This is a genomic window from Streptomyces sp. NPDC107528, assembly GCF_055639295.1.
The window spans coordinates 199,828-218,283 of sequence record NZ_JBVKAV010000011.1 but is presented as its reverse complement, the minus strand read 5'-3'; the positions used below and the strand labels follow the sequence as shown (position 1 = coordinate 218,283).

General features: G+C 69.6%; 20 protein-coding genes. 12 read left to right on the top strand and 8 right to left on the bottom strand.

Features of this window, described 5'->3' with window-relative positions; all coding sequences use genetic code 11:
- Window positions 1-15: 15 nt before the first annotated feature.
- Together ACZ7L5_RS32385 and ACZ7L5_RS32380 are read right to left on the bottom strand one after the other, a co-directional pair.
- Window positions 16-921: a hypothetical protein gene (locus ACZ7L5_RS32385; protein ID WP_471521213.1), complete on the bottom strand. Its 906-nt coding sequence runs from the start codon at window positions 919-921 to the stop codon at window positions 16-18.
- 156 nt (window positions 922-1,077) lie between these two features.
- Window positions 1,078-1,812 (bottom strand): FadR/GntR family transcriptional regulator, encoded by a 735-nt coding sequence (locus tag ACZ7L5_RS32380; RefSeq protein ID WP_471521211.1) that lies wholly within the window; start codon window positions 1,810-1,812, stop codon window positions 1,078-1,080.
- A 239-nt stretch (window positions 1,813-2,051) separates the two neighbouring features.
- Here ACZ7L5_RS32380 and ACZ7L5_RS32375 point away from each other — a divergent pair, with 239 nt between their 5' ends.
- The 6 genes from ACZ7L5_RS32375 to ACZ7L5_RS32350 all read left to right on the top strand — a co-directional run bounded on the left by ACZ7L5_RS32375 (window position 2,052) and on the right by ACZ7L5_RS32350 (window position 8,373).
- The gene (locus ACZ7L5_RS32375) at window positions 2,052-3,281 is read left to right on the top strand and encodes an aminotransferase class V-fold PLP-dependent enzyme (RefSeq protein ID WP_471521209.1); all 1,230 of its coding nucleotides are present in this window, start codon (window positions 2,052-2,054) and stop codon (window positions 3,279-3,281) included.
- Between the two features lie 17 nt (window positions 3,282-3,298).
- Entirely contained in the window at window positions 3,299-4,600 is a 1,302-nt protein-coding gene (locus ACZ7L5_RS32370) for an ABC transporter substrate-binding protein (protein ID WP_471521207.1), read from the top strand.
- Between the two features lie 2 nt (window positions 4,601-4,602).
- A complete protein-coding gene (locus tag ACZ7L5_RS32365; protein ID WP_471521206.1) occupies window positions 4,603-5,586 on the top strand; it encodes a carbohydrate ABC transporter permease in 984 nt (327 codons plus the stop codon).
- Window positions 5,583-6,419 (top strand): carbohydrate ABC transporter permease, encoded by an 837-nt coding sequence (locus tag ACZ7L5_RS32360; protein WP_365061829.1) that lies wholly within the window; start codon window positions 5,583-5,585, stop codon window positions 6,417-6,419. The genes ACZ7L5_RS32365 and ACZ7L5_RS32360 overlap by 4 nt, the downstream gene beginning before the upstream one ends.
- 56 nt (window positions 6,420-6,475) lie before the next feature.
- Entirely contained in the window at window positions 6,476-7,354 is an 879-nt protein-coding gene (locus ACZ7L5_RS32355) for a PhzF family phenazine biosynthesis protein (RefSeq protein WP_471521203.1), read from the top strand.
- A 245-nt stretch (window positions 7,355-7,599) separates the two neighbouring features.
- On the top strand, window positions 7,600-8,373 hold the full coding sequence (locus ACZ7L5_RS32350) for an LPXTG cell wall anchor domain-containing protein (RefSeq protein WP_471521201.1): 774 nt from the start codon (window positions 7,600-7,602) through the stop codon (window positions 8,371-8,373).
- A 125-nt stretch (window positions 8,374-8,498) separates the two neighbouring features.
- Here the strand turns inward: ACZ7L5_RS32350 and ACZ7L5_RS32345 are convergent, their stop codons facing one another.
- Complete coding sequence (locus ACZ7L5_RS32345) at window positions 8,499-9,458, bottom strand: GlxA family transcriptional regulator (protein ID WP_471521199.1); 960 nt, start codon at window positions 9,456-9,458, stop codon at window positions 8,499-8,501.
- A gap of 167 nt (window positions 9,459-9,625) precedes the next feature.
- On the opposite strand from ACZ7L5_RS32345, the gene ACZ7L5_RS32340 reads away from it, so the two are divergent.
- The 3 genes from ACZ7L5_RS32340 to ACZ7L5_RS32330 all read left to right on the top strand — a co-directional run bounded on the left by ACZ7L5_RS32340 (window position 9,626) and on the right by ACZ7L5_RS32330 (window position 10,922).
- Window positions 9,626-9,925, top strand: a complete 300-nt coding sequence (locus ACZ7L5_RS32340; protein WP_471521197.1) for a putative quinol monooxygenase — start codon at window positions 9,626-9,628, stop codon at window positions 9,923-9,925.
- Window positions 9,926-10,035: 110 nt separating this feature from the next.
- Window positions 10,036-10,590: a PaaI family thioesterase gene (locus ACZ7L5_RS32335; protein ID WP_471521195.1), complete on the top strand. Its 555-nt coding sequence runs from the start codon at window positions 10,036-10,038 to the stop codon at window positions 10,588-10,590.
- An 8-nt stretch (window positions 10,591-10,598) separates the two neighbouring features.
- A complete protein-coding gene (locus ACZ7L5_RS32330) occupies window positions 10,599-10,922 on the top strand; it encodes a DUF4326 domain-containing protein (protein WP_471521193.1) in 324 nt (107 codons plus the stop codon).
- A gap of 31 nt (window positions 10,923-10,953) precedes the next feature.
- Here the strand turns inward: ACZ7L5_RS32330 and ACZ7L5_RS32325 are convergent, their stop codons facing one another.
- The 5 genes from ACZ7L5_RS32325 to ACZ7L5_RS32305 form a co-directional block, all read right to left on the bottom strand.
- On the bottom strand, window positions 10,954-12,810 hold the full coding sequence (locus ACZ7L5_RS32325; protein ID WP_471521191.1) for a GMC family oxidoreductase: 1,857 nt from the start codon (window positions 12,808-12,810) through the stop codon (window positions 10,954-10,956).
- Window positions 12,807-14,213 (bottom strand): hypothetical protein, encoded by a 1,407-nt coding sequence (locus ACZ7L5_RS32320; protein WP_471521189.1) that lies wholly within the window; start codon window positions 14,211-14,213, stop codon window positions 12,807-12,809. Before ACZ7L5_RS32320 ends, ACZ7L5_RS32325 begins: the two co-directional genes overlap by 4 nt.
- Window positions 14,210-14,926 carry a FadR/GntR family transcriptional regulator gene (locus ACZ7L5_RS32315; RefSeq protein ID WP_471521187.1) on the bottom strand — a complete coding sequence of 239 codons (717 nt, stop codon included), beginning with the start codon at window positions 14,924-14,926 and terminating at the stop codon, window positions 14,210-14,212. Before ACZ7L5_RS32315 ends, ACZ7L5_RS32320 begins: the two co-directional genes overlap by 4 nt.
- A gap of 249 nt (window positions 14,927-15,175) precedes the next feature.
- Window positions 15,176-15,742: a DUF6817 domain-containing protein gene (locus ACZ7L5_RS32310; protein WP_471521185.1), complete on the bottom strand. Its 567-nt coding sequence runs from the start codon at window positions 15,740-15,742 to the stop codon at window positions 15,176-15,178.
- Between the two features lie 80 nt (window positions 15,743-15,822).
- On the bottom strand, window positions 15,823-16,431 hold the full coding sequence (locus tag ACZ7L5_RS32305) for a helix-turn-helix domain-containing protein (RefSeq protein ID WP_471521183.1): 609 nt from the start codon (window positions 16,429-16,431) through the stop codon (window positions 15,823-15,825).
- 236 nt (window positions 16,432-16,667) lie between these two features.
- On the opposite strand from ACZ7L5_RS32305, the gene ACZ7L5_RS32300 reads away from it, so the two are divergent.
- The 3 genes from ACZ7L5_RS32300 to ACZ7L5_RS32290 all read left to right on the top strand — a co-directional run bounded on the left by ACZ7L5_RS32300 (window position 16,668) and on the right by ACZ7L5_RS32290 (window position 18,282).
- Window positions 16,668-17,168: a DinB family protein gene (locus tag ACZ7L5_RS32300; protein ID WP_471521181.1), complete on the top strand. Its 501-nt coding sequence runs from the start codon at window positions 16,668-16,670 to the stop codon at window positions 17,166-17,168.
- 161 nt (window positions 17,169-17,329) lie between these two features.
- Window positions 17,330-17,857, top strand: coding sequence for an alpha/beta fold hydrolase (locus ACZ7L5_RS32295; RefSeq protein ID WP_471521180.1), 528 nt, complete (start codon window positions 17,330-17,332; stop codon window positions 17,855-17,857).
- Window positions 17,833-18,282 (top strand): SRPBCC family protein, encoded by a 450-nt coding sequence (locus ACZ7L5_RS32290; RefSeq protein WP_471521178.1) that lies wholly within the window; start codon window positions 17,833-17,835, stop codon window positions 18,280-18,282. Before ACZ7L5_RS32295 ends, ACZ7L5_RS32290 begins: the two co-directional genes overlap by 25 nt.
- Window positions 18,283-18,456: the final 174 nt, after the last annotated feature.

The window sequence follows — 18,456 nt, the reverse complement described above, 5'->3', positions numbered from 1 at the left end:
CGGACGGAACCAACCTCAGCCTCGCGTCCTCCGGAACAACCGACGGTACGGAGAGGGCGCCCACAGCAGCCGTACCCCGGTCATCCGGGCGATGGCGCGCAGGTGCGGTCCCGTGTTTCCGATGAACCAGACCGATCGGTCGGCGTGCGGCCACACGTAGGCCGGCACGCCGTCGTCGAGGAGGGAGGTCAGCCGGGGCTCCTCAAGTGCTTCGGCTGCGAACTCGTAGAGCGCGGGAAGGCGAGGGGCGATCAGGCCGTAGTCGAGCATGCGGGCGAGGGCGTGCTCGGCGAGGACGACTTCTTCCAGGGATCCGGCCACCGGGTACTCCCTCGGGAACGAGCGGCCGAGGTCGAGGAACATCTTGACGCTGCGGTGGCGCGGGTCGACCAGCCGGGGGCCGAGGAAGGCCAGCCGGCTCCCCAGCGCGAGTCGCGGATTCGCCAGCATGGCGTGGGTGTAAAGAACTCGAATCAGCGCGACGTTCATCATGAATCGCTCTACTTTGAGTTCCTCGGACGCCAGGCCTTCATACTTCAGATAGCCCGCGACAATGCTGGCGTTATGGGCCCGGTACCACCGGGTCGGCGACGGTTTCCCGATGAAGTCAATCCAGTATCGAACGCTGTGGCTGCTGGCATTTCCTGAATTACCGACGGTCAAGAGACTTGCCTCGACCTTGTCCCGCAGCAGCATTTCATTGACTTTGCGCCACCACGGACTACCGGCCGGAACGGCAGACTCCGGTTCCAGTACTCCGCGAGCGGCCGACCAGCGCATGAAGCTCAACTCGGCATACCCGTATCGGGAGAAGCCGCCTGGTACGGCGTCGTAGAACTCTCGCGCCAGCGCAAGACGCTCAGCCGTGTCGCACTGCGCAACCGCCACCCGCTGCCCTGCGCGAGCGGCGGCGTCAGTCACGGTGCCCCATTCGGGTCGGCATCATGCGGGTACCTCATGAATTCGAGGACTGGACCATTTTGCTCATCGCGCTCGCGGTAACCACACTCTCAGCAATACGGTACCGCGGCAGCGGCGGATTTCTGCGTGATTGCCGGATGCTGCACGGGGAGCGTTCTAAGCCCCGTCGGCCTCGTCAACGTCGTGCGTCCCGTCCAGGACGTTCGCCTCCTCGATCGGCGGCATGAACGCGCGCAGCCACCGCTCCGTCTGGGCGACGTGTGCCTGCGCCGCGCCTGCCGCGGCGACGGGGTCGCGGTCGGCGATGGCGGTGGCCAGGACACGGTGGTCGTCGTCGCTCTTCCTGCGCAGTTCAGGGCCCTCGGGCAAGGTGAAGACCTGGTACTTGCGGGAGCGGGAACGGAAGACCGCAAGGAGGGTGGCCAGGGTCGGGTTGCCGCCGACGCGGGCGATTTCGGCGTGGAAGCGGTGGTCGAGTTCGGAGGCCTTGGTGGGGTCGCTCGTGGCCTCCATGTCCTCGATGAGCGAGAAGAGCGTGCGCACCGCCTCCGGTGTGCACCGCGCCGCGGCCTGGGCGGCGACGTGGGCCTCAAGGACGCGCCGGATCTCGTAGACCTCCAACAGGCCGGACAGCGGGAGGAGTTCGAGGGTCAGCGAGAGGCTGCCGATCACGTCCTCGGGCCGCAGCTGTGAGACGTACGTACCCGAGCCGTGCCGCGGCTCGATGACGCCGAGGGCGGCGAGCATCCGTACGGCCTCGCGCAGCGAGCCGCGTGAGACGCCCAGTTCCTCGCAGAGGTCTCCCTCGGGCGGAATGCGTTCACCCGGGCCGAGCCGCCCCGACGCGATCATGTGCCGTAGGCCGTGGAACGCCCTCTCGACTGCGGACATCCGTCCCCTCTTCCTCCCCTGACGGAACAGCGATCATGCCGCGGTCCCCTCGGAGCACTGTAGCGAGGTGTGGCGAGTCATCAGATGTGTCGGTTGCGTACCGCCCGAAAGTCATCTGATGACTTTCACTGTACGACCCTTGTTTCCGCCGGAGAAGGTGTGCAGGATGCCGAGTCATCAGATGTGTCCGGCGGAGCCCGACCTTCCGTCGGACCGCCCCTGCCCAGATCTGGAGTCCTGTGAGCGAGACCGAGGTGACCACCGCGCCGCGCCCTCTGGTGCTGGCCGACGGCCGGCCTGCCGACCGGGCGTGGTCGCTGGATCCTGCCCTCAAGCACCTGAACCACGGATCCTTCGGGGCGGTGCCGTTCGTGGCGCAGGAGCGGCAGGAACTGCTGCGCGTGGAGATGGAGCGCTCGCCCGTGGTGTGGTTCCCGGCGCTGCCCCAACGGCTCGCCGCCGCCCGTGTCGAGCTCGCCGACTTCCTGCGCGTCAGTCCCGGGGACCTCGCCCTGGTGCCCAACGCCAGCGCCGGCGCGAGCGTCGTCTATGCCGCGCTCACCCTCCGCCAGGGCGGGGAGATCGTCGTCACCGACCATGGCTACGGGGCGGTGACCATGGGTGCCGAGCGGCTCGCGCGCCGGTGGGGCGGCCGGGTCCGTACCGCCCGGGTTCCGCTGGACGCGGACGCGGACCAGGCGTACGAGGCCGTGGTCGAGGAGTTCTGCGAGGCCACCGAACTCGTCGTCGTCGACCAGATCACGTCGGCGACAGCGCGCCGGCTGCCGGTGGAACGCATCGGGGCGGAGGCCCGGCGGCGCGGCATCCCCGTCCTCGTCGACGGCGCGCATGCACCAGGACTCCTCGCCGCGCCGCTCGCCGACGCGACCTACGACTTCTGGACCGGCAACCTGCACAAGTGGGGCTGCGCCCCGCGCGGCACAGCGGCGCTGGTCGCCCGCGGTCCGCTGCGCGAGCGGCTCTTCCCGCTCATCGACTCGTGGGCGGCGGCCGATCCCTACCCCGACCGCTTCGACCAGCAGGGCACCATCGACGCCACCGCCTACCTGGCCGCGCCGACGTCCCTCGCCTTCATCGAGCGCACCTGGGGCTGGACCGCCGCCCGCCGCCATATGAACGACCTGGCCGACTACGGCGCCCGTGTCATCGGCTCCGCGTTCGCCGAGCCGACCGGCGCGGACACCGCGGACACCGCGGTCGACGTCGGCATGCCCGTGCCCGGGATGCGCCTGGTGCGTCTCCCGGACGGACTCGCCGCCGACCGGATCGAGGCCGACGCACTGCGCGACCGGGTGGCCCTCGAACTGGGCGTGGAGGCGGCGTTCACCAGCTTCGACGGCGTCGGCTACATGCGCCTGTCCGCTCACGTCTACAACACCGCCGCCGACTACGAGTACTTCGCCGAGGAATGCGTCCCCGTCCTCGGCAGGTGGGCACGAGAAAACTGAAGGAAGAGGTCAGCACAATGAGAAGAAGGACGGCAGCTCTCGCGCTCGGCACCGCCGCCGCGATGGTCCTGACCGGCTGTTCCACCATGAGCCCCGAGGCGAGCGGAACAGTCACCCTCAACATGGTCGAGAGCCTGACGAACCCGACCCGCACCGACCTGCTCAAGGACCTCATAGCCGACTTCGAGCAGCAGAACCCCAAGATCAAGGTCAACCTGGTCTCCCCGCCCACCGAGCAGGCCGACCAGAAGCTCCAGCAGATGCTCCAGTCCGGCAGCGGAGTGGACGTCCTGGAGGTCCGCGACATCACCGTCGGGCCCTGGTCGAACAACGGCTGGCTCTACGACATGAAGAAGGACCTCGACGGCTGGAAGGGCTGGGAGGCGATGACGGAGAACGCCGTCAACGCCTCGAAGGACGCCAAGGGCAGGACATACTTCGTCCCGTACGGCTTCTACGGCCTGAGCCTCTTCTACCGCAAAGACCTGATCAAGGAGGCGGGCTTCAGCAAGCCGCCGGCCACCTGGGCGGACTTGGTGGAGCAGGCCTCCGCCGTCCACGACCCGGCCAAGCGCCGATACGGCTACGCCTTCCGTGGCGGCGCCAACTCCAACAGCAACGCCACCGCCGCCATCGAGGCCTACCTCGCCGACCAGGTCGACCCGGCCAACGGCTTCAAGCTCAAGAGCGGCCGTACGATCTTCTCCGCCCCCGGGGCGCAGGACGCGATGGAGAACTACCTCAAGCTCTTCAAGCAGGCGTCCCCCAAGTCGTCCGTCTCCTGGGGCTACCCGGAGATGGTCGAGGCCTTCTCCAACGGGTCGACGGCATTCCTGCTCCAGGACCCCGAGGTGATCGCCACGGTCTCGGAGTCCAAGTCGATCTCGAAGGGCCAGTGGGGCACCGCGCCGCTGGTGGCCGGCCCTGGCGGCAAGACCGTGCAGCCGCTGGCCACCGCCGGGTGGGGTGTCGCCAAGGGCAGCGGGCACAAGGCCGAGGCCGTGCAGCTGGTCGAGTTCCTCTCGCAGGGCGAGGCATCGACGACGTTCACCAAGAAGAACAGCCTGGTGCCCATCCTCAAGTCCGCGACCAGCGACCCCTTCTACAAGACCGGCCCCTGGTCGAGCTACGTCACCATGACCGAGCAGCCGGACAAGTACCTCGTCGTCACCCAGCCCCGCGGCGTCACCTGGTGGGCCGAGTGGCAGCAGAAGGCGGACGCCGACGTGCAGAAGCTGATCCTGGGCAAGACGACGCCCAAGAAGCTGCTCGCGGGCTGGGACGCGTACTGGACCGAGAAATGGCAGCAGGAGCAGTAGGCATGTCCGTCACGTCCACAAGTACGGCGAAGACAACGGGGTCGGGCAGGGGGGAGGCCTCCCGCAAGCGAGGTCTCCCCCAAGGGGGCGGCCGGAGGCGGGAGTTCACCACCCGGCGTGGCCTGCAGATCGCCGCCTTCATGGCGCCGGCGGCGGTCTTCGTTGCGGTCTTCACCTACTACCCCATGATCGCGGGTGGCCAAATGGCCTTCCGCAACTGGAAGTTGACCGACCTCACGGACACGTCATGGGTCGGGCTGAAGAACTTCCGCGACGTCTTCGCGGACCCCGCCTGGGGCACCGTGCTCGGCAACACCGCGGTCTGGGTGGTCGGCTCGATCGTCCCCCAGCTGGTGATCGGCTTCGCCCTCGCCCTGTGGCTGCGCCGCCGCTTCCGCTTCCGCGGCCTCTACCAGGCGCTGATCTTCTTCCCCTGGGCGATCTCCGGATTCCTCATCGGCATCCTGTTCCGCTGGCTGTTCAACAGCGAGTTCGGCGTCGTCAACGACCTGCTGCAGAAGGCCGGACTGATCGACGAGCCGATCGCCTGGCTGGCGGACCCGAAGACGGCGATGGCGGCCGTGCTCATCGCCAACATCTGGTACGGGGTCACCTTCTTCGCGATCATGATTCTGGCAGCGCTCCAGTCGATCCCCGACGAGCTCTACGAGGCGGCGGCACTGGACGGCGCGAGCAAGTCACGCACGCTCTTCCAGATCACCATCCCGTACATCCGCACCACACTGGCCCTGACCGTGCTGCTGCGGGTGATCTGGATCTTCAACTTCCCCGACCTGATCTTCGGCATGACCGGCGGCGGGCCGAACAACGAGACGCACATCGTGACCACCTGGATGATCAAGATCACTCAGCAGGGCGACTACGGCAGGGCCTCCGCGCTCGGCCTCCTCGTGGTGGCCGCGCTGCTGGTGTTCGCGGTGTTCTTCCTCCTGGCCACGCGCGAGAAGAAAGGAGTGAGGCCGTGATCGGCAAGGAGTCCGCGGCCGGCCGGGCCGTCAAGTTCACCTTCCTCGGCGTGTGGCTGCTCTTCACCGTCTTCCCGCTCTACTGGATCACCGTCACCTCGCTCAAGGCACCCGGCGACATCTTCCACTTCCCGCTCGCCTACTGGCCCGAGCGGTTCTCCTTGGAGAACTACAGCGGCCTGTTCGGCACGGCGGACTTCGGGACCTACCTCACCAACAGCCTCATCGTCTCCACCGTGGCCGGCGCGACGGCCACGGCGATCTCGATGCTCTCCGCGTACGTGCTCGCCCGCTTCGAGTTCCGCACCAAGTCCGCGCTGCTGATGGCCGCGCTGGTCACCCAGATGATCCCGTCGTTCATCGCGCTGGGACCGCTGTACCTGCTGATGACCGATCTGAAACTGGTCGACAACCGCTTCGGCCTGATCCTCGTCTACATCGCGGTGTGCATCCCCTTCTGCACGGTGATGCTGCGCGGCTTCTTCGAGAACATCCCGGACGCGCTGGAGGAGGCCGCCATGATCGACGGCCTGTCCCGGTTCACGGCGCTGTTCCGCGTCCTGCTGCCGGTGATGCGCCCCGGCATCGTCGCCGCCTTCATCTTCAACTTCGTCAACTGCTGGAACGAGCTGTTCCTGTCCGTGACGCTCATGAACAGCGACAGCAACAAGACCGTGCCCACGGCCCTGAACGGCTTCATCTCCAGCTTCAACATCGACTGGGGCTCGATGTCCGCGGCGGCCGTGCTCACGATCCTGCCCACCATGCTCCTGTTCGCCTTCGCCAGCCGGCACATCGTTCAGGGCCTCACATCGGGGGCGGTGAAGGGCTGAGAGGCAGGCGGGCCACCCGCGGGAATGACCGTGGGCTCGCCCCGGTTGCCACGATCATGACGACGAACTCGCCCCAGCAGCCCGAGGTATTGCGCTACACCGCCTTCGCCGGCACGCCCGACGGCGGAAACCCAGCCGGCGTCGTTCTGGACGCCGCCGGTCTGGGCGACAACGACATGTTGGCCATCGCCGCCGACCTCGGGTACTCGGAGTCCGCGTTCCTGACGGCGCCCCCGGAGGGCCTCGTCGGCCAGGCGGGACGGGCGTACACGATCCGCTACTTCAGCCCCAAGGCCGAGGTGCCGTTCTGCGGGCACGCCACTGTCGCGACCGCGGTCGCGCTCGCCGAACGGATCGGCTCCGGGGAGTTGGTGTTCGTGACGCGCGCGGGCACCGTGCCGGTGGAGGTCACCGAGGAGGGCGGGACGATCAGGGCCACGCTCACCAGCGTGGAGCCGCACATCGAGGAAATCGGGGACGCAGACCTCGCCGAGGCACTCGCCGCGCTCGACTGGCCGGCCGCCGATCTCGACCCGGCCTTCCCGCCCCGCGTCGCCTTCGCCGGCGCCCGCCACCTCGTTCTCGCGGGGGCAACGCGCGCCCGCCTCGCGGATCTCAGGTACGACTTCACTCGCCTCGAAGCCCTGATGCACCGTCTGGACCTGACCACGGTTCAACTGGTGTGGCGGGAATCCCCCACCGTGTTCCATGTCCGTGACCCGTTCCCCGTCGGCGGCGTCGTCGAGGACCCGGCAACCGGCGCCGCGGCCGCCGCGTTCGGTGCGTACGCGCGCGAGTTGGGCCTGGTCGACCAGGACGCCGTCCTCACGCTGCACCAGGGCGCGGATCTGGGCCGCCCTGGTGAACTCACCGTGACGCTGCGCGCGGGTGACCCGCGGATCCGAGTCAGTGGCGCGGGGACGCGCATCGACTGAAGCGCCGGTCCCGAGCAGCCTCAGGCCCTCCCTCGCCGGGTTCATCTCCGGCGCGGCAGGGCCTTTCGCTTCGGGCCAACCAGCTCCACAGGCGGACGATTGGGTTAATTCCAGAGCAGTACAAGCATTTCCACACCTGCGAACCTTCACCATTCGTGCACAATTTGCCCGTCTCGGCGAGTGCGCAGGTGCGCGTTGCGTTCGCACGCGCCGCGACCCTGCCGTCCGAGAGAAAGACAACTAGAGTGCGACAGATCCTCAGCAGGGCACTGGCCGTGGCCGCCACCACAAGCGCCCTGTCCCTGTGCGGCACATGGGCGTTCGCGGCCCACGATCCACAAGGCACAGAGGCGGACGCGCCCACAGCGCCGTCGAGCCGTGCGTTCCAGTGGGAGGTCCCGGACGAGCCGTTCGACGTCAAGCAATTTGACGCCATGCACTCCAAGGTCGAAGACACCATGTCCCGGTTCGACAAGATGTGGGGCCAGGACTCGCAAGACACGTCCGGGCACCACACGGGGGAACCGTCCGCGAACGGCCGTGGGGGCACGTCCGGCACACGGGAGACATCCGCATACGGACCCGATGAACCGTCCGGGTACGGGCCGTCGGAACCGTCCGGGTACGGCCCCGACGAACCGACCGGGTACGGCTCGGAGTCACCAGCCGGGTACGGCCCCGACGAACCGGCCGGGTACGGGCCCGACGAACCGGCCGGATACGGCCCGGAGGAACCAGCCGGGTACGGCCCCGACGAACCGGCCGGATACGGCCCCGACGAACCGGCCGGATACGGCCCCGAGGAGCCGCCCAAGCCCACGCCTCCGCTGCACACCACCCCGCCGGCCTCACCTACTCCGACGCCGACCAGGCATGCACCCGAGAAGCCTGCCCCTCACGGGGAGTTGCCCGACACCGGCATCGATGAAGGTGTCCTGGCCGCCATGGCCGGCGGTGGAGCGCTGCTGGCCGCCGGGACCTTCCTGTACCGGCGAGGCAGGGCCGCGTCCCGCCGCTAGCGCATCCCATACCGGACGCCCGTGGCGGCGCGGAGCACACATCGGCTCCGCGCCGCCGCGCTGCATGCACCAGCAGCCGTGCTGCTTCCACGCCCAGCAGCAGGCCCCCTCGGCCGGTCTGGAACTCATCGTGCCCGCAGGGAGCTCGCCGTCTCTCCGGTGCGTTCGCGGAGCAGGATGCGCAGAGTGTTGGCGTGTTCGTAGCCGACTTTGCGGGCGATGGCTTCGAGGGGCAGGTCCGTTGTCCGCAGCAGGTGTGAGGCGTGCTCGACGCGCAGGTCCTGGACGAAGCGGACGGGTGAGGTACCGAGCGTGCGGCGCACGATGCGCTGGAGCGTGCGTTCGCTGACGCCGAGGGTGCGTGCCGCGTCGGCGATCGAGACCGGCTGGTCCAGGTGCACCCGGGCCCAGCGCTCGAAGGCCGCCAGCGTGGGGTCGCTCTGCGCGAGGGCCGAGGTGATCGTGTACGCCGCCTGCGACGGGCGCTCGTCGACGACGAGGTAGCGCGCAACCAGATCCGCGAGGGCCGGGCTGCTCATCCGTACGATCGCGATCGCCAGGTCGACGTGCCCGAAGGCGGCACCGGCCGTGGTCACCCCGTCGGACGTGGTGACCATGCGGGTCTCGTCGACGGTCACCGCCGGATAGCGCTTACGGAAGTACGGTGCGAGCCACCAACTCGTCGTGGCCCGGTGCCCGTCCAGGACCCCCGACTCGGCCAGCAGAAACGTGCCCGTGCAAGCGGACGCGATGGGCGTGCCACGTTCCCGCGTCGCGGCCACCAGGCGTCGTACCGGCTCGGTGGCCGAACCCGACACATGGGCGATCAGGGCGTCGGGCCGTCGCTCGGCCAGCGCGGGCACCAGCAGCAGGTCCGCGCCCGTCGCCGTGTCCGCGGGGAGAGTCTCGACCACATGCCCGGCTCCAGTGCGGATCCGGCGGCGAAAGCCGACCGTGGAGACGTTCCAGGCGGGCGGTGGTTTGGGGAGTTCCTCGCGCATGGCGTTCGCCCCGTCGATTACATCGAGCAGGGCGGAGAGCCCGGAGTCGAACACGCCGTCGTACGCCAGTACAGCCACATCCATGACGGAAACGATATCGGATGCGTCGTTTCCGACGCTGGGCGGGACGACTGCGGCGGCCTAGTTTTGTGGTGTCCGGACGACATCCGGTGCCCGGGACCAGCACCGAACGTTCACCGATGACCAGCGACAACCGCACGTTCAGCCATGACCACAGACAGGAATGCAGCATGACGAAGCTGGGGCTGCTGGCCCGCATCGAGGCCAAGCCGGAGTACGCCGAGAAGGTGGAGGCTCTGCTGAGGGACGCCGTCCAACTGGCGCAGCAGGAGGAGCACACCGTCACCTGGTTCGCGTTCCGGCAGGACGCGACCACCTTCGGGGTCTTCGACACCTTCGCCGACGAGCAGGGGCGTCAGGGGCACCTCCAGGGAAGGATCGCCGCCGCGCTGATGGGGGCGGCCGAAACCATGCTCAGTGAGGCACCGGACATCCGGCCGGTCGACCTCCTGGCGGTGAAGCTCCCCTGATCCCGCCGCCGGCCGGCAGCGCCCTGACCTGCGCTGCCGGCCGGCGCACTCCACACAAGTGCGCCACGGCCCCGACCGGGCCGACCGAGGCAGACTGAGGAAGAGAGACCATGGCACAGCCCGCTACCAAGGACGACAGCACCACCGGCGACGGGGTGCCCTCCGCCCGATCCCGCTCACGTACGCACACCTGGCAACCGCCGGCGAGCTACGCGGCCGCCGGCGCCCATACGGGCATCGAGCTGGCCCGTATGAGCCTGGACGGCCGTCTGCCCGAGGCCCCGATCTGCACCACCCTCGGGTTTCGCCTCGTGGCGGTCGAGGAGGGGCAGGCCGTCTTCGAGGGCGAGCCGGGAGAACACCTCTTCAACCCCATGGGCACCGTCCACGGAGGCTTCATGGCCACCCTCCTCGACTCGGCGCTCGGCACCGCCGTATTGAGCGCCCTGCCGGCCGGCCGTGCTTACACCACCGTCCAGCTCGGCGTGAACATGGTCAGGCCGGTGCTCGCCACCACTCCCACGCTGCGCTGCGAGGGCACCGCCGTCCACGTCGGCCGTACGACCGCGACCGCACAGGCACGGCTCGTCGGAGCAGTCGACGGCAAGCTGTATGCGCACGGGACCGCCACCTGCGCCGTGTTCCCCCTGCCCGGCGCGGACTGAGGGTGCGTATGAACGACGTGAACCGGGCGACGGTCGTCAACATGAAAGGGCACCGCGACGACCCGGGCTACGCGGACGTCGTCTACGTCGGCCGCGCGATGCGCCGCGGCGGATGGGACCTCGGTGCCTCACCGCTCGCAAGTCCCTTCCGGCCCGGCCGGGACGGCACCCGGGAGGCGGTGATCGAGAAGTACCGGGCCCATCTGCTGAGCCGTCCGGACCTGCTCGATCTGCTGCCCGCCCTCCGTGGCCGCAGGCTCGGCTGCTGGTGCGTTCCTCAGCCGTGCCACGCGCAGGTCATCGCCGAACTGGCCGATTCACTCGCGCCGTAGCGTGTGGCCCCGGAGACGGCCGGTCCCTGGCTCAGTCATCCGCCACGAAGCGCTCAGCGACACCCAGGGCGGCCGCCATGATGCTCAGCTGCGGATTCACCTCCGGGCAGCTCGGCAGCACGGACCCGTCGGCGACGAGCACCCCGCGCACGCCACGAAGGCGTCCCTCGGCGTCGGCCGGTGACCGCTCCGGGTCCGTCCCGGCGGCGGCCGTGCCCGTGGGGTGGAACGCGGACATGTGCAGGTGCCGAGCCGTCACCGTGTCGAGCAGCACCTCCAGTTGTTCGGGCGTGCGAGCGCGTGGGGCATGCGGAACGCCGGTCAGTACCTCCTCGGCGCCGGCGGCGAACAGCAGGCGGCCCATGGCGCGTTGGGCTCGGAGCAGGCGCCGGGCATCGCGCGGTGCCAGGTCGTAGCGCAGCAGGGTGCGGTCCCGGCCGAGGACACGGCCCGAGGGGCGATCGGCGACCATGGCGCCGAGGGTGGCCAGTTGCTCCGTCTCCTCCACTTCGCGGCGCAGTTCGCGTCCGACGCCCGGCAGCACGAACGAACTCATCCCCGGGGGCGCCGCGGTGGCTTCGATCAGGATGCCGTCGGCGTGCAGTTCTTCCACTCCTACGCTCTGCAGGACCCCTTTCCAGCCGGTGACCGGGCGGCTGAAGCGGCCCGCGACGCTGATGGCCGGGTGCACGCTGAGGTTCCGGCCGATCCGAGGGTGCCCGCCGAGACCCGAGCGGCGCAGCAGCTGCGGGGTCTGCAGGGCGCCGGCGGCGACCACGACCAGGGAGCTGAGGATCTCCAGTTCACTGCCGTCGGGGCGGCCGACCACCACTCCGGCGGCCCGGGGACCGCCGGGCCGGTCGCGGTCGGTGAGGATCCGCAGGACGCGGGCGCCCGTCACGATCGCGGTGCCGGCCGCGCAGGCGTCGGGGAGCACGGACAGCTGGACGCTCTGTTTGGCGCCGGTGGGGCAGCCGACCACACACTGGCACGAGCCCCGGCAGCCGGGGGCGTTGCGGCGCAGGGGTGCCGCGGCCCAGCCGAGTTCCTTCGCGCCGGCCAGGGCGAGCAGCCCGTTGTTGCCCAGGACGTCCATCGGCTGGCGCGCCACTCGAAGGGTGCGTTCCACCTCGTCGAGCTGTGCGTCGAAGCCCTCGGCGACGTCGAATCCGTGGTGGGTCAGCCAGCGGGTGACGACGTGGTCCGGTGTGCGGTAGCAGGTGCCGGAGTTGACGACGGTGGTGCCGCCGACCGCGCGGCCGACGGGCAGGACCAGCGGTGGGTTCCCGAGGGCGAGCGTGGCGCCGCCGTCCCGGTAGAGGTCGGTGAAGCGGTCCAGGGGAGCCCTGCGCCCGAAGGACGCGGTGGTGTGGTGCTCCCCCTCCTCGACCATGACGACTCGCAGTCCCGCGCGGGCCAAGGTCCGGGCGGCCATCGCGCCGCCCGCCCCCGATCCGACGACGACGGCATCGGCGGTGGAACGTGTCGGCCACTCCCCGGAAGGGGTGCAGTCGAGCGGCGGATCGTCGGCCGCGGTCACTGAGGTCGCGGGGCCTTGGTGCGCCGTCCGTTCGGTACCCGCCGCCAGCAGCACCGGGACCTTGACCGCGTCCAGCAGGGGCAGCAGGGCCCGGTGGGAGGCGAGCGACGCCATGACGCGCTCGCGTTCCGCGGGCCCGAGTGCGGGCAGCCGCCGGCCGGTGCGGGCGACGGCGTAGGCGTTGATCGCCTTGGTCGCGCCGTGTATCGCGGTGCGGGCGGGGGCGGGCATGGCAGCCAGGAGCGTCTCTAGGCGCCGTGGCACGGCCCGGGTCCACTCGGCCGTGCCGTCGTCCGCGAGCAGCGTCTCGGCAAGAGCGGTAAGTCCAGGGGAAGTTGAAGGAGTCATCGGTCGCCGACCTCCGCGTGGGCGGTGCCGGAGAGTCGCCAGGTGGCCTCCGGACTCCATGTGCCCCACCAGCGTTCCACGCTGACCAGGGCGTCCGCGGTCTCGGTGTTGCGGCAGACCGCGGGAGATCCGTCGGGGTCGGTGTAGTCGAGGGCCAGCGTCCGCTCCGGCGGCTGGGTCACCGTCACCCGGATGCGGCGCCGGCCCACGCGGCCGGTCACGTGCCACTCGGGCAGGCCGATGTCCGCCCGGAACCGGCCGAGTCCCGCCCAGCCCACGGCGGCGCGCTCGGCACGACGGGGCCAGGCACGCCCGTTCCGCAGCAGGCGCAGGAACACCAGCGGCGGCAGTCGGTCGAGTCCGCGTCGCATGGACACCGCGGCGACGATCTCCAGGACGTCACCGCCGCCGAGGTCCGCGTGCAGCCACGCCCAGCGCCGGGCGTTGCCGTGGCCGTAGATACGGGCGCTCGCGCCGACCGCCCGGTCCAGCCGCAGCTCGTCGGCCCCGTACCGGACTGCTCCGCTGTAGTGGCAACGGGCGGCCGGCAGCATGTGACTGGCCGGCAGCCAGGGGCGCCGCCACGACCAGCGGGGGAAGGTGTGGACCGGCTCACTCAGGGGCGTCTCGGTGAGCGACCAGGTGAACGGCCCCGCACAACCGGTGAGACGGCCGGGCCGGGCGCTGATGTCCTTGGTGACGAAGCCCTGTTGGTCCTCTGTCCACGGCACGGGGCCGAAGCGTGCGTGCTCGGCGGGGCCGTCCTTCGGGAAGACGGCGACCCAGCCGTGCGCGTAGGCGCCGGAGCCATCGGTCGGCGCCACCACTTCGTGGTGCAGCCACACTCCGCTGCCGGTCACCGGATCGGTCAGGGTCGTGTACCAGACCTCCGTGCGCCCGGGATTCCCGTCCCACCGCGAGGCCAGATACCGGTCGGCTGCGGGTGCGGGTGCGGACTGCGCCGAGCGCGGGAAGCGGAAGCTCGCCAGGAAGGGCAGCAGGCCGGTGGCGAGGGGGAAGCGGAGTGTGCCCTCGCCCACCCGTTCGCCGTCCTCGTAGAGGGTGTACGGCAGCAAGGTCATCGAAGAGAGGGGACGCGCGGGCGAGATGGACTTCCAGCCGTCCAGCACCAGGCGCCGGCCCTCCATGGCGAACGTGACCCGGTAGCGGATCCTGCGGCGGGCCAGCGGCGAGATCTCCAGCTCACCGGCGGCTTCGGCGTCGTCCGCCCGCCCGGATATGCGCACCCTTCCCGTCAGGCGCGCCTGAGTCGTGCGGTGGGGCAGCATCAGGTCGTCGGACCGGACCACGAGGTCCAGGCGCATCGGGCGCTCACGATCCTCGTCGCTCAAGTGCACGCGCCCCAGCATCGCCTCCTGGAACTCCGTTCCGCGTGAGGTCACAGCGCACCGTCCCGGCGTTCACGCGAGCGCGCCAGGCCCTCGAGCATGATGCGTTCCGTCGCCGACAGATAGGCGCCCGCCGCGACACGCGCCGCCTCGGAGTCGCGGGCGGCGACGGCCTCCACGACCGGCGCCAGACGGTCGTGGGCCGCGCCGGCCTCCGTGAAGGGCCCGACCAGCGCTGCGCGTACCGGCAGATAGGCGTTGAACAGGGTGTTGGTCAGCAGGACATACACGCGGTTGCCCGTGGCACGGGCGAGCGCCCGGTGCACCTCGGCGTCCGCCAGCTGCACGTCGTCGGCGCCGTCCGCGTCCCCGACCGCCGCCAGCAGCGCCCGCAGCTCGGCGACCTGGGCCCCGGTGGCCCGGTCAGCGGCACGCTCCGCGATCAACGTTCCGATACTGCGCCGTACTTCGAAGATCTCACCGATCCAGTCCGGACTGTGCCGCACGAGCATCGGCAGAAGATCCGCGCCGCCAAGGCGCAGGAAATCCCGGACGCGGGTCCCCACGCCGTGTCGAGTCTCCAAGAGCCCCGACTGCGCCAGCCTGCCGAAGGCATGCTTGAGCGTGGTGCGGTTGACGCCGAACCCGTCGGCGAGTTCACGCTCGGGGGGCAGATAACTCCCCGCCGGGTGCCGCCCGGCGAGAATGTCCTCGCGCAGCCGTTTCTCAAGGACGTCGACGACGGTCTCGCGTGGCAGTGCTTCCATCCCGGCGCCTCCAACCGTGCTGTGGATCAGTGACTCATCCACTGAACCACTAATATTGACCTCGGGTCAACGAATCTTCCGCGGAACGGAGTTCGACGTGCGCTCGGCCTGGCCGGCAGGACGCACGCGTCCCGTGCCGCGGGATCGGGAACGCCGCCTCCGGGAGTGAGCCGGGAGGTCGCGTTCGGGTCTGGCGGCCACCGGAGTTGGGGCGGGACACCGACTCCGCCACCCCGCCGGCGCAGTGTCCTATGCCAACTGCCCGGCGACGGCGTCCTGCGCGGCAGGCGACAGCAATGGGCCGGTCCGTTTGAGGAGGTCGTAGAGCCCGGGTCCGTGCTGCTCGGCCAGTTCCGCGGTGTGTGCCAGTACATCGAGTTCGTTGGCTGCCGTGATCTCGAGAAACGCCCGCAGGCCGTCGGGCGTCGGACTGTGGTCACGGCTGGTGAAACGGTCTCGGAAGGCGACTGCGGCGGTGCCGTCGAGACGGGGATGGACGGTGGCGCGGTCGCAGCTGGCGTACAGGTACACCAACGCCTCCGCCCGTTCGCCGATCAGCGCGACGAGCGTCGCCCGGTAGGTGAGGGGAAGCAGGGTCGGTGCGAAACCGTCGGTTCCGTACGTCGCATGGCACAGACCCGCTGCCCGGACGGCGGGATCGGCTCCCCAATCGGCCAACAACCGCTGAACGCGCTGCAGATGCTCCAGCAAGGTGCCGCCGGGATGAGGCATCCCGGCGGCTCCCCGGTCCAGCAGAAAAGCCTCGACAGCCGCCTGGCCCTGTCCGGTCAGCGGCCGTTGCCTGGCTGATGCCATGGTTCGGATGTCCTCTCACCGGTGTGGCGGTCTCGGCCGTCGGCGTCGCTGCGCCTCTCGGCGCGCCGCTCATCGGTGGTTCATCGCCGGTTCCCCGCCTGCGGCGATCGATGAGGGTCGGTGCGTACGTGTGCACGGACCCCTTGCAGGCCGAACAGGATGAGAAGCTCAACCGCGCCGCCGTCGGCGCTGCCCAGCCAGTGGGGCAAGGACGTGTCGAACTCTGCTGCCTCACCGGGCGGCAGCGTCAGGTCGCGCTCGCCGATCACGAGCCGCAGGCGTCCGTTGAGCACGTAGAGCCATTCGAAGCCTTCGTGGGTCTGCGGGGTCGGTTCGAGCGGTTCCGGTGAGGCCGGGATGATCATCTTGAACGCGTGCACCCCGCCCGGCCGCCGGGACAGGGGCACGAACGTCATCCCAAAACGGCTGATCGGCTTGAGGTGGATCCGGGGGTCGCCGGTGCGCGGGGCGCCGACGAGTTCGTCCAACGGGACGTCATACGTGCGGGCCAGCGGCAGCAGCAATTCCAGGCTCGGCCGGCGCTGCCCGCTCTCCAGCCGGGACAGAGTGCTCTCCGAGACGCCGGTCGTCGCCGCGAGTTCGGCGAGGGTGATGCCCCGGGCACGACGCAGCGTACGAAGGCGCGGCCCCACACCGTCAAGCACGTCGTCGTCCGTCTTGCGGTCCATCAGGCCATCTTGCCGTAACCGCAAGATTTCGTGCCAGGTCGTGGGGTGCGTGGCAAGACTGAGTGCATTCCGACAGGACACGACACGTTACGGCTCGGCCGCGCGATGGACGTGGTCATGATCGAGATCGTGGTCGTGGTCGTGGTCGTGGTCGTGGAACCAGGATCCGACATCTGCCACCCGAGCCCGCGGGAAGTCGCCGTGGGTATGGACCTGCCCCAGGAAGGGAGACCACGGTGCCCAGCACCAAGCGCGGCAACCGCCGCCGCGACACCCCGCCGCCCCGGACCGGAAGCAACGAGTCCGAGGTTCTGCGCGGATTCCTCACCTACCTCCGCACCTCGATCGCCGCGAAGGTCGACGGCGCTCCAGAGCCGCAAGTGCGAACAGCCGCAGTGCCGTCGGGCACGAACCTGCTCGGACTGCTGAACCACCTGACCTTCGTGGAGCGCTCGATGTTCCTCGGGGAGGACGTCACCGACTGGCACGCGACGTTCCGAGCCGCACCGGCGGACAGCGTGGCCGATGTCGTCGCCCGCTACCGAGACGCGGTCAAGCGCGCGAACGACGTTCTCGACGCGTGCACCGATCTCGGCGCACCGGTCCCCCGGCCGCAGCCGGACCGCCCCGCTCCCAGCATCCGCTGGGCACTCACCCACATGATCGAGGAGACCGGCCGACACGCGGGCCACGCGGACATCCTCCGCGAACTCATCGACGGCACGACCGGCCGCTGATCCACCTTCTCCAGAACAAAACCCATGATCAGTGCACCCGCCGTCGCCGCGCCGCTTCCTCCGATCCGCGCGCACAGCGGCGACCGTCGTGCTCACCCTCCTGCTCACCCCGGTTCGCAGGCACCTTCCGACACGCGTTCACCGACGTCGACGGCGTGCGTATGCACTACGTGACCGGCGGCAGCGGAGCGCCGGTCGTGCTGCTGCACGGTTGGCCCCAGACCTGGTACGGCTGGTGGCCGATCATGCCGGAACTCGCCAGGCACCACACCGTCTACGCCGTCGAACTTCCGGGACTGGGTGACAGCACCGGCTCGCCCAGTGGCTACGACGGATATCTGGACCTGCCGCTGCCCAGGTCCGCGAGCCATACACCCACCTACCGCTCACTGAGCTGGCACATCGCCTCTCACCCCCAGCGACGGGCCCCCGAGGCCGTCGTGGGCGACGATGTCCGCAAGTACCTGGCACTGTTCTATCCCCAGGTCTCGTTCCGTGGCACGGCGTTCGGCGGCACCTCTGCCCGGTCGCCGTTCACGGCGCCGAGATCAACGAGTACGCGCGAACCCACAGCCGGCAAAAGTGCTGTCGGACGGCTTCGAGCTCTACCGCGCCCTCGACAAGCCGGGACGCCGCCCGTATCCACTGACAGGAGTCCTCCACCATGCACAAATACGACGTCACCGTGACTACCAGTGCCTCGCCGGAAATCGTGTGGAAGCTGCTGGTCGACGCGGCAAGTTGGCCGCTTTGGTCCAAGGTGGACAGTCTGGACACGACCCGGTCGGTCGGCCTCGACCCCGACGGCGACGACGGCGTCGGCGCCGTCCGCGCTTTCCGGACGGGACGCGCCGTCACCGGGGAGCGGCTGACCGAGAAGGTCGAGCAACGCCTCCTGGCCTACGAAGACGCGTTCAATTCGTCGATGCGCAACTATCACGCGCGCATCGAGCTGACGCCGACGGCGACGTCAGGCACGGTTATCCACTGGTACGGCACGTACGAGACGAGCAGACTGTTGGGCTGGCTCATGCCGCGCTACCTCCAGAAGTTCATGCAGGGAATGGCGGAAGGCCTGGCCCGCTACGCAGAGGGGTTGAAGCCGACTCAGTGATGCCTACGGTGTTACCGGCAAGGGAGAGATCGTGTACCGACCACTGCTGTTCCTGGATGTGGACGGGCCACTCAACCCCTATGCGGCCAAACCAGAGAAGCGCCCCCACGGCTACATCACACTCAGGGTGCCCCAGGACAGCGGCGGCCCGGGGGACCTGGAGGACTCTCGGTC

Excerpts from the sequence above, each read along its gene's own strand:
- ACZ7L5_RS32310 (WP_471521185.1), bottom strand. The coding sequence starts at position 15,742 with ATGGCATCAGCCAGGCAACGGCCGCTGACCGGACAGGGCCAGGCGGCT.
- ACZ7L5_RS32330 (WP_471521193.1), top strand. The coding sequence starts at position 10,599 with ATGAACGACGTGAACCGGGCGACGGTCGTCAACATGAAAGGGCACCGC.
- ACZ7L5_RS32365 (WP_471521206.1), top strand. The coding sequence starts at position 4,603 with ATGTCCGTCACGTCCACAAGTACGGCGAAGACAACGGGGTCGGGCAGG.
- ACZ7L5_RS32315 (WP_471521187.1), bottom strand. The coding sequence starts at position 14,926 with ATGGAAGCACTGCCACGCGAGACCGTCGTCGACGTCCTTGAGAAACGG.
- ACZ7L5_RS32355 (WP_471521203.1), top strand. The coding sequence starts at position 6,476 with ATGACGACGAACTCGCCCCAGCAGCCCGAGGTATTGCGCTACACCGCC.
- ACZ7L5_RS32340 (WP_471521197.1), top strand. The coding sequence starts at position 9,626 with ATGACGAAGCTGGGGCTGCTGGCCCGCATCGAGGCCAAGCCGGAGTAC.
- ACZ7L5_RS32305 (WP_471521183.1), bottom strand. The coding sequence starts at position 16,431 with ATGGACCGCAAGACGGACGACGACGTGCTTGACGGTGTGGGGCCGCGC.
- ACZ7L5_RS32380 (WP_471521211.1), bottom strand. The coding sequence starts at position 1,812 with ATGTCCGCAGTCGAGAGGGCGTTCCACGGCCTACGGCACATGATCGCG.
- ACZ7L5_RS32335 (WP_471521195.1), top strand. The coding sequence starts at position 10,036 with ATGGCACAGCCCGCTACCAAGGACGACAGCACCACCGGCGACGGGGTG.
- ACZ7L5_RS32325 (WP_471521191.1), bottom strand. The coding sequence starts at position 12,810 with ATGACTCCTTCAACTTCCCCTGGACTTACCGCTCTTGCCGAGACGCTG.
- ACZ7L5_RS32290 (WP_471521178.1), top strand. The coding sequence starts at position 17,833 with ATGCACAAATACGACGTCACCGTGACTACCAGTGCCTCGCCGGAAATC.
- ACZ7L5_RS32345 (WP_471521199.1), bottom strand. The coding sequence starts at position 9,458 with ATGGATGTGGCTGTACTGGCGTACGACGGCGTGTTCGACTCCGGGCTC.
- ACZ7L5_RS32295 (WP_471521180.1), top strand. The coding sequence starts at position 17,330 with ATGCACTACGTGACCGGCGGCAGCGGAGCGCCGGTCGTGCTGCTGCAC.
- ACZ7L5_RS32370 (WP_471521207.1), top strand. The coding sequence starts at position 3,299 with ATGAGAAGAAGGACGGCAGCTCTCGCGCTCGGCACCGCCGCCGCGATG.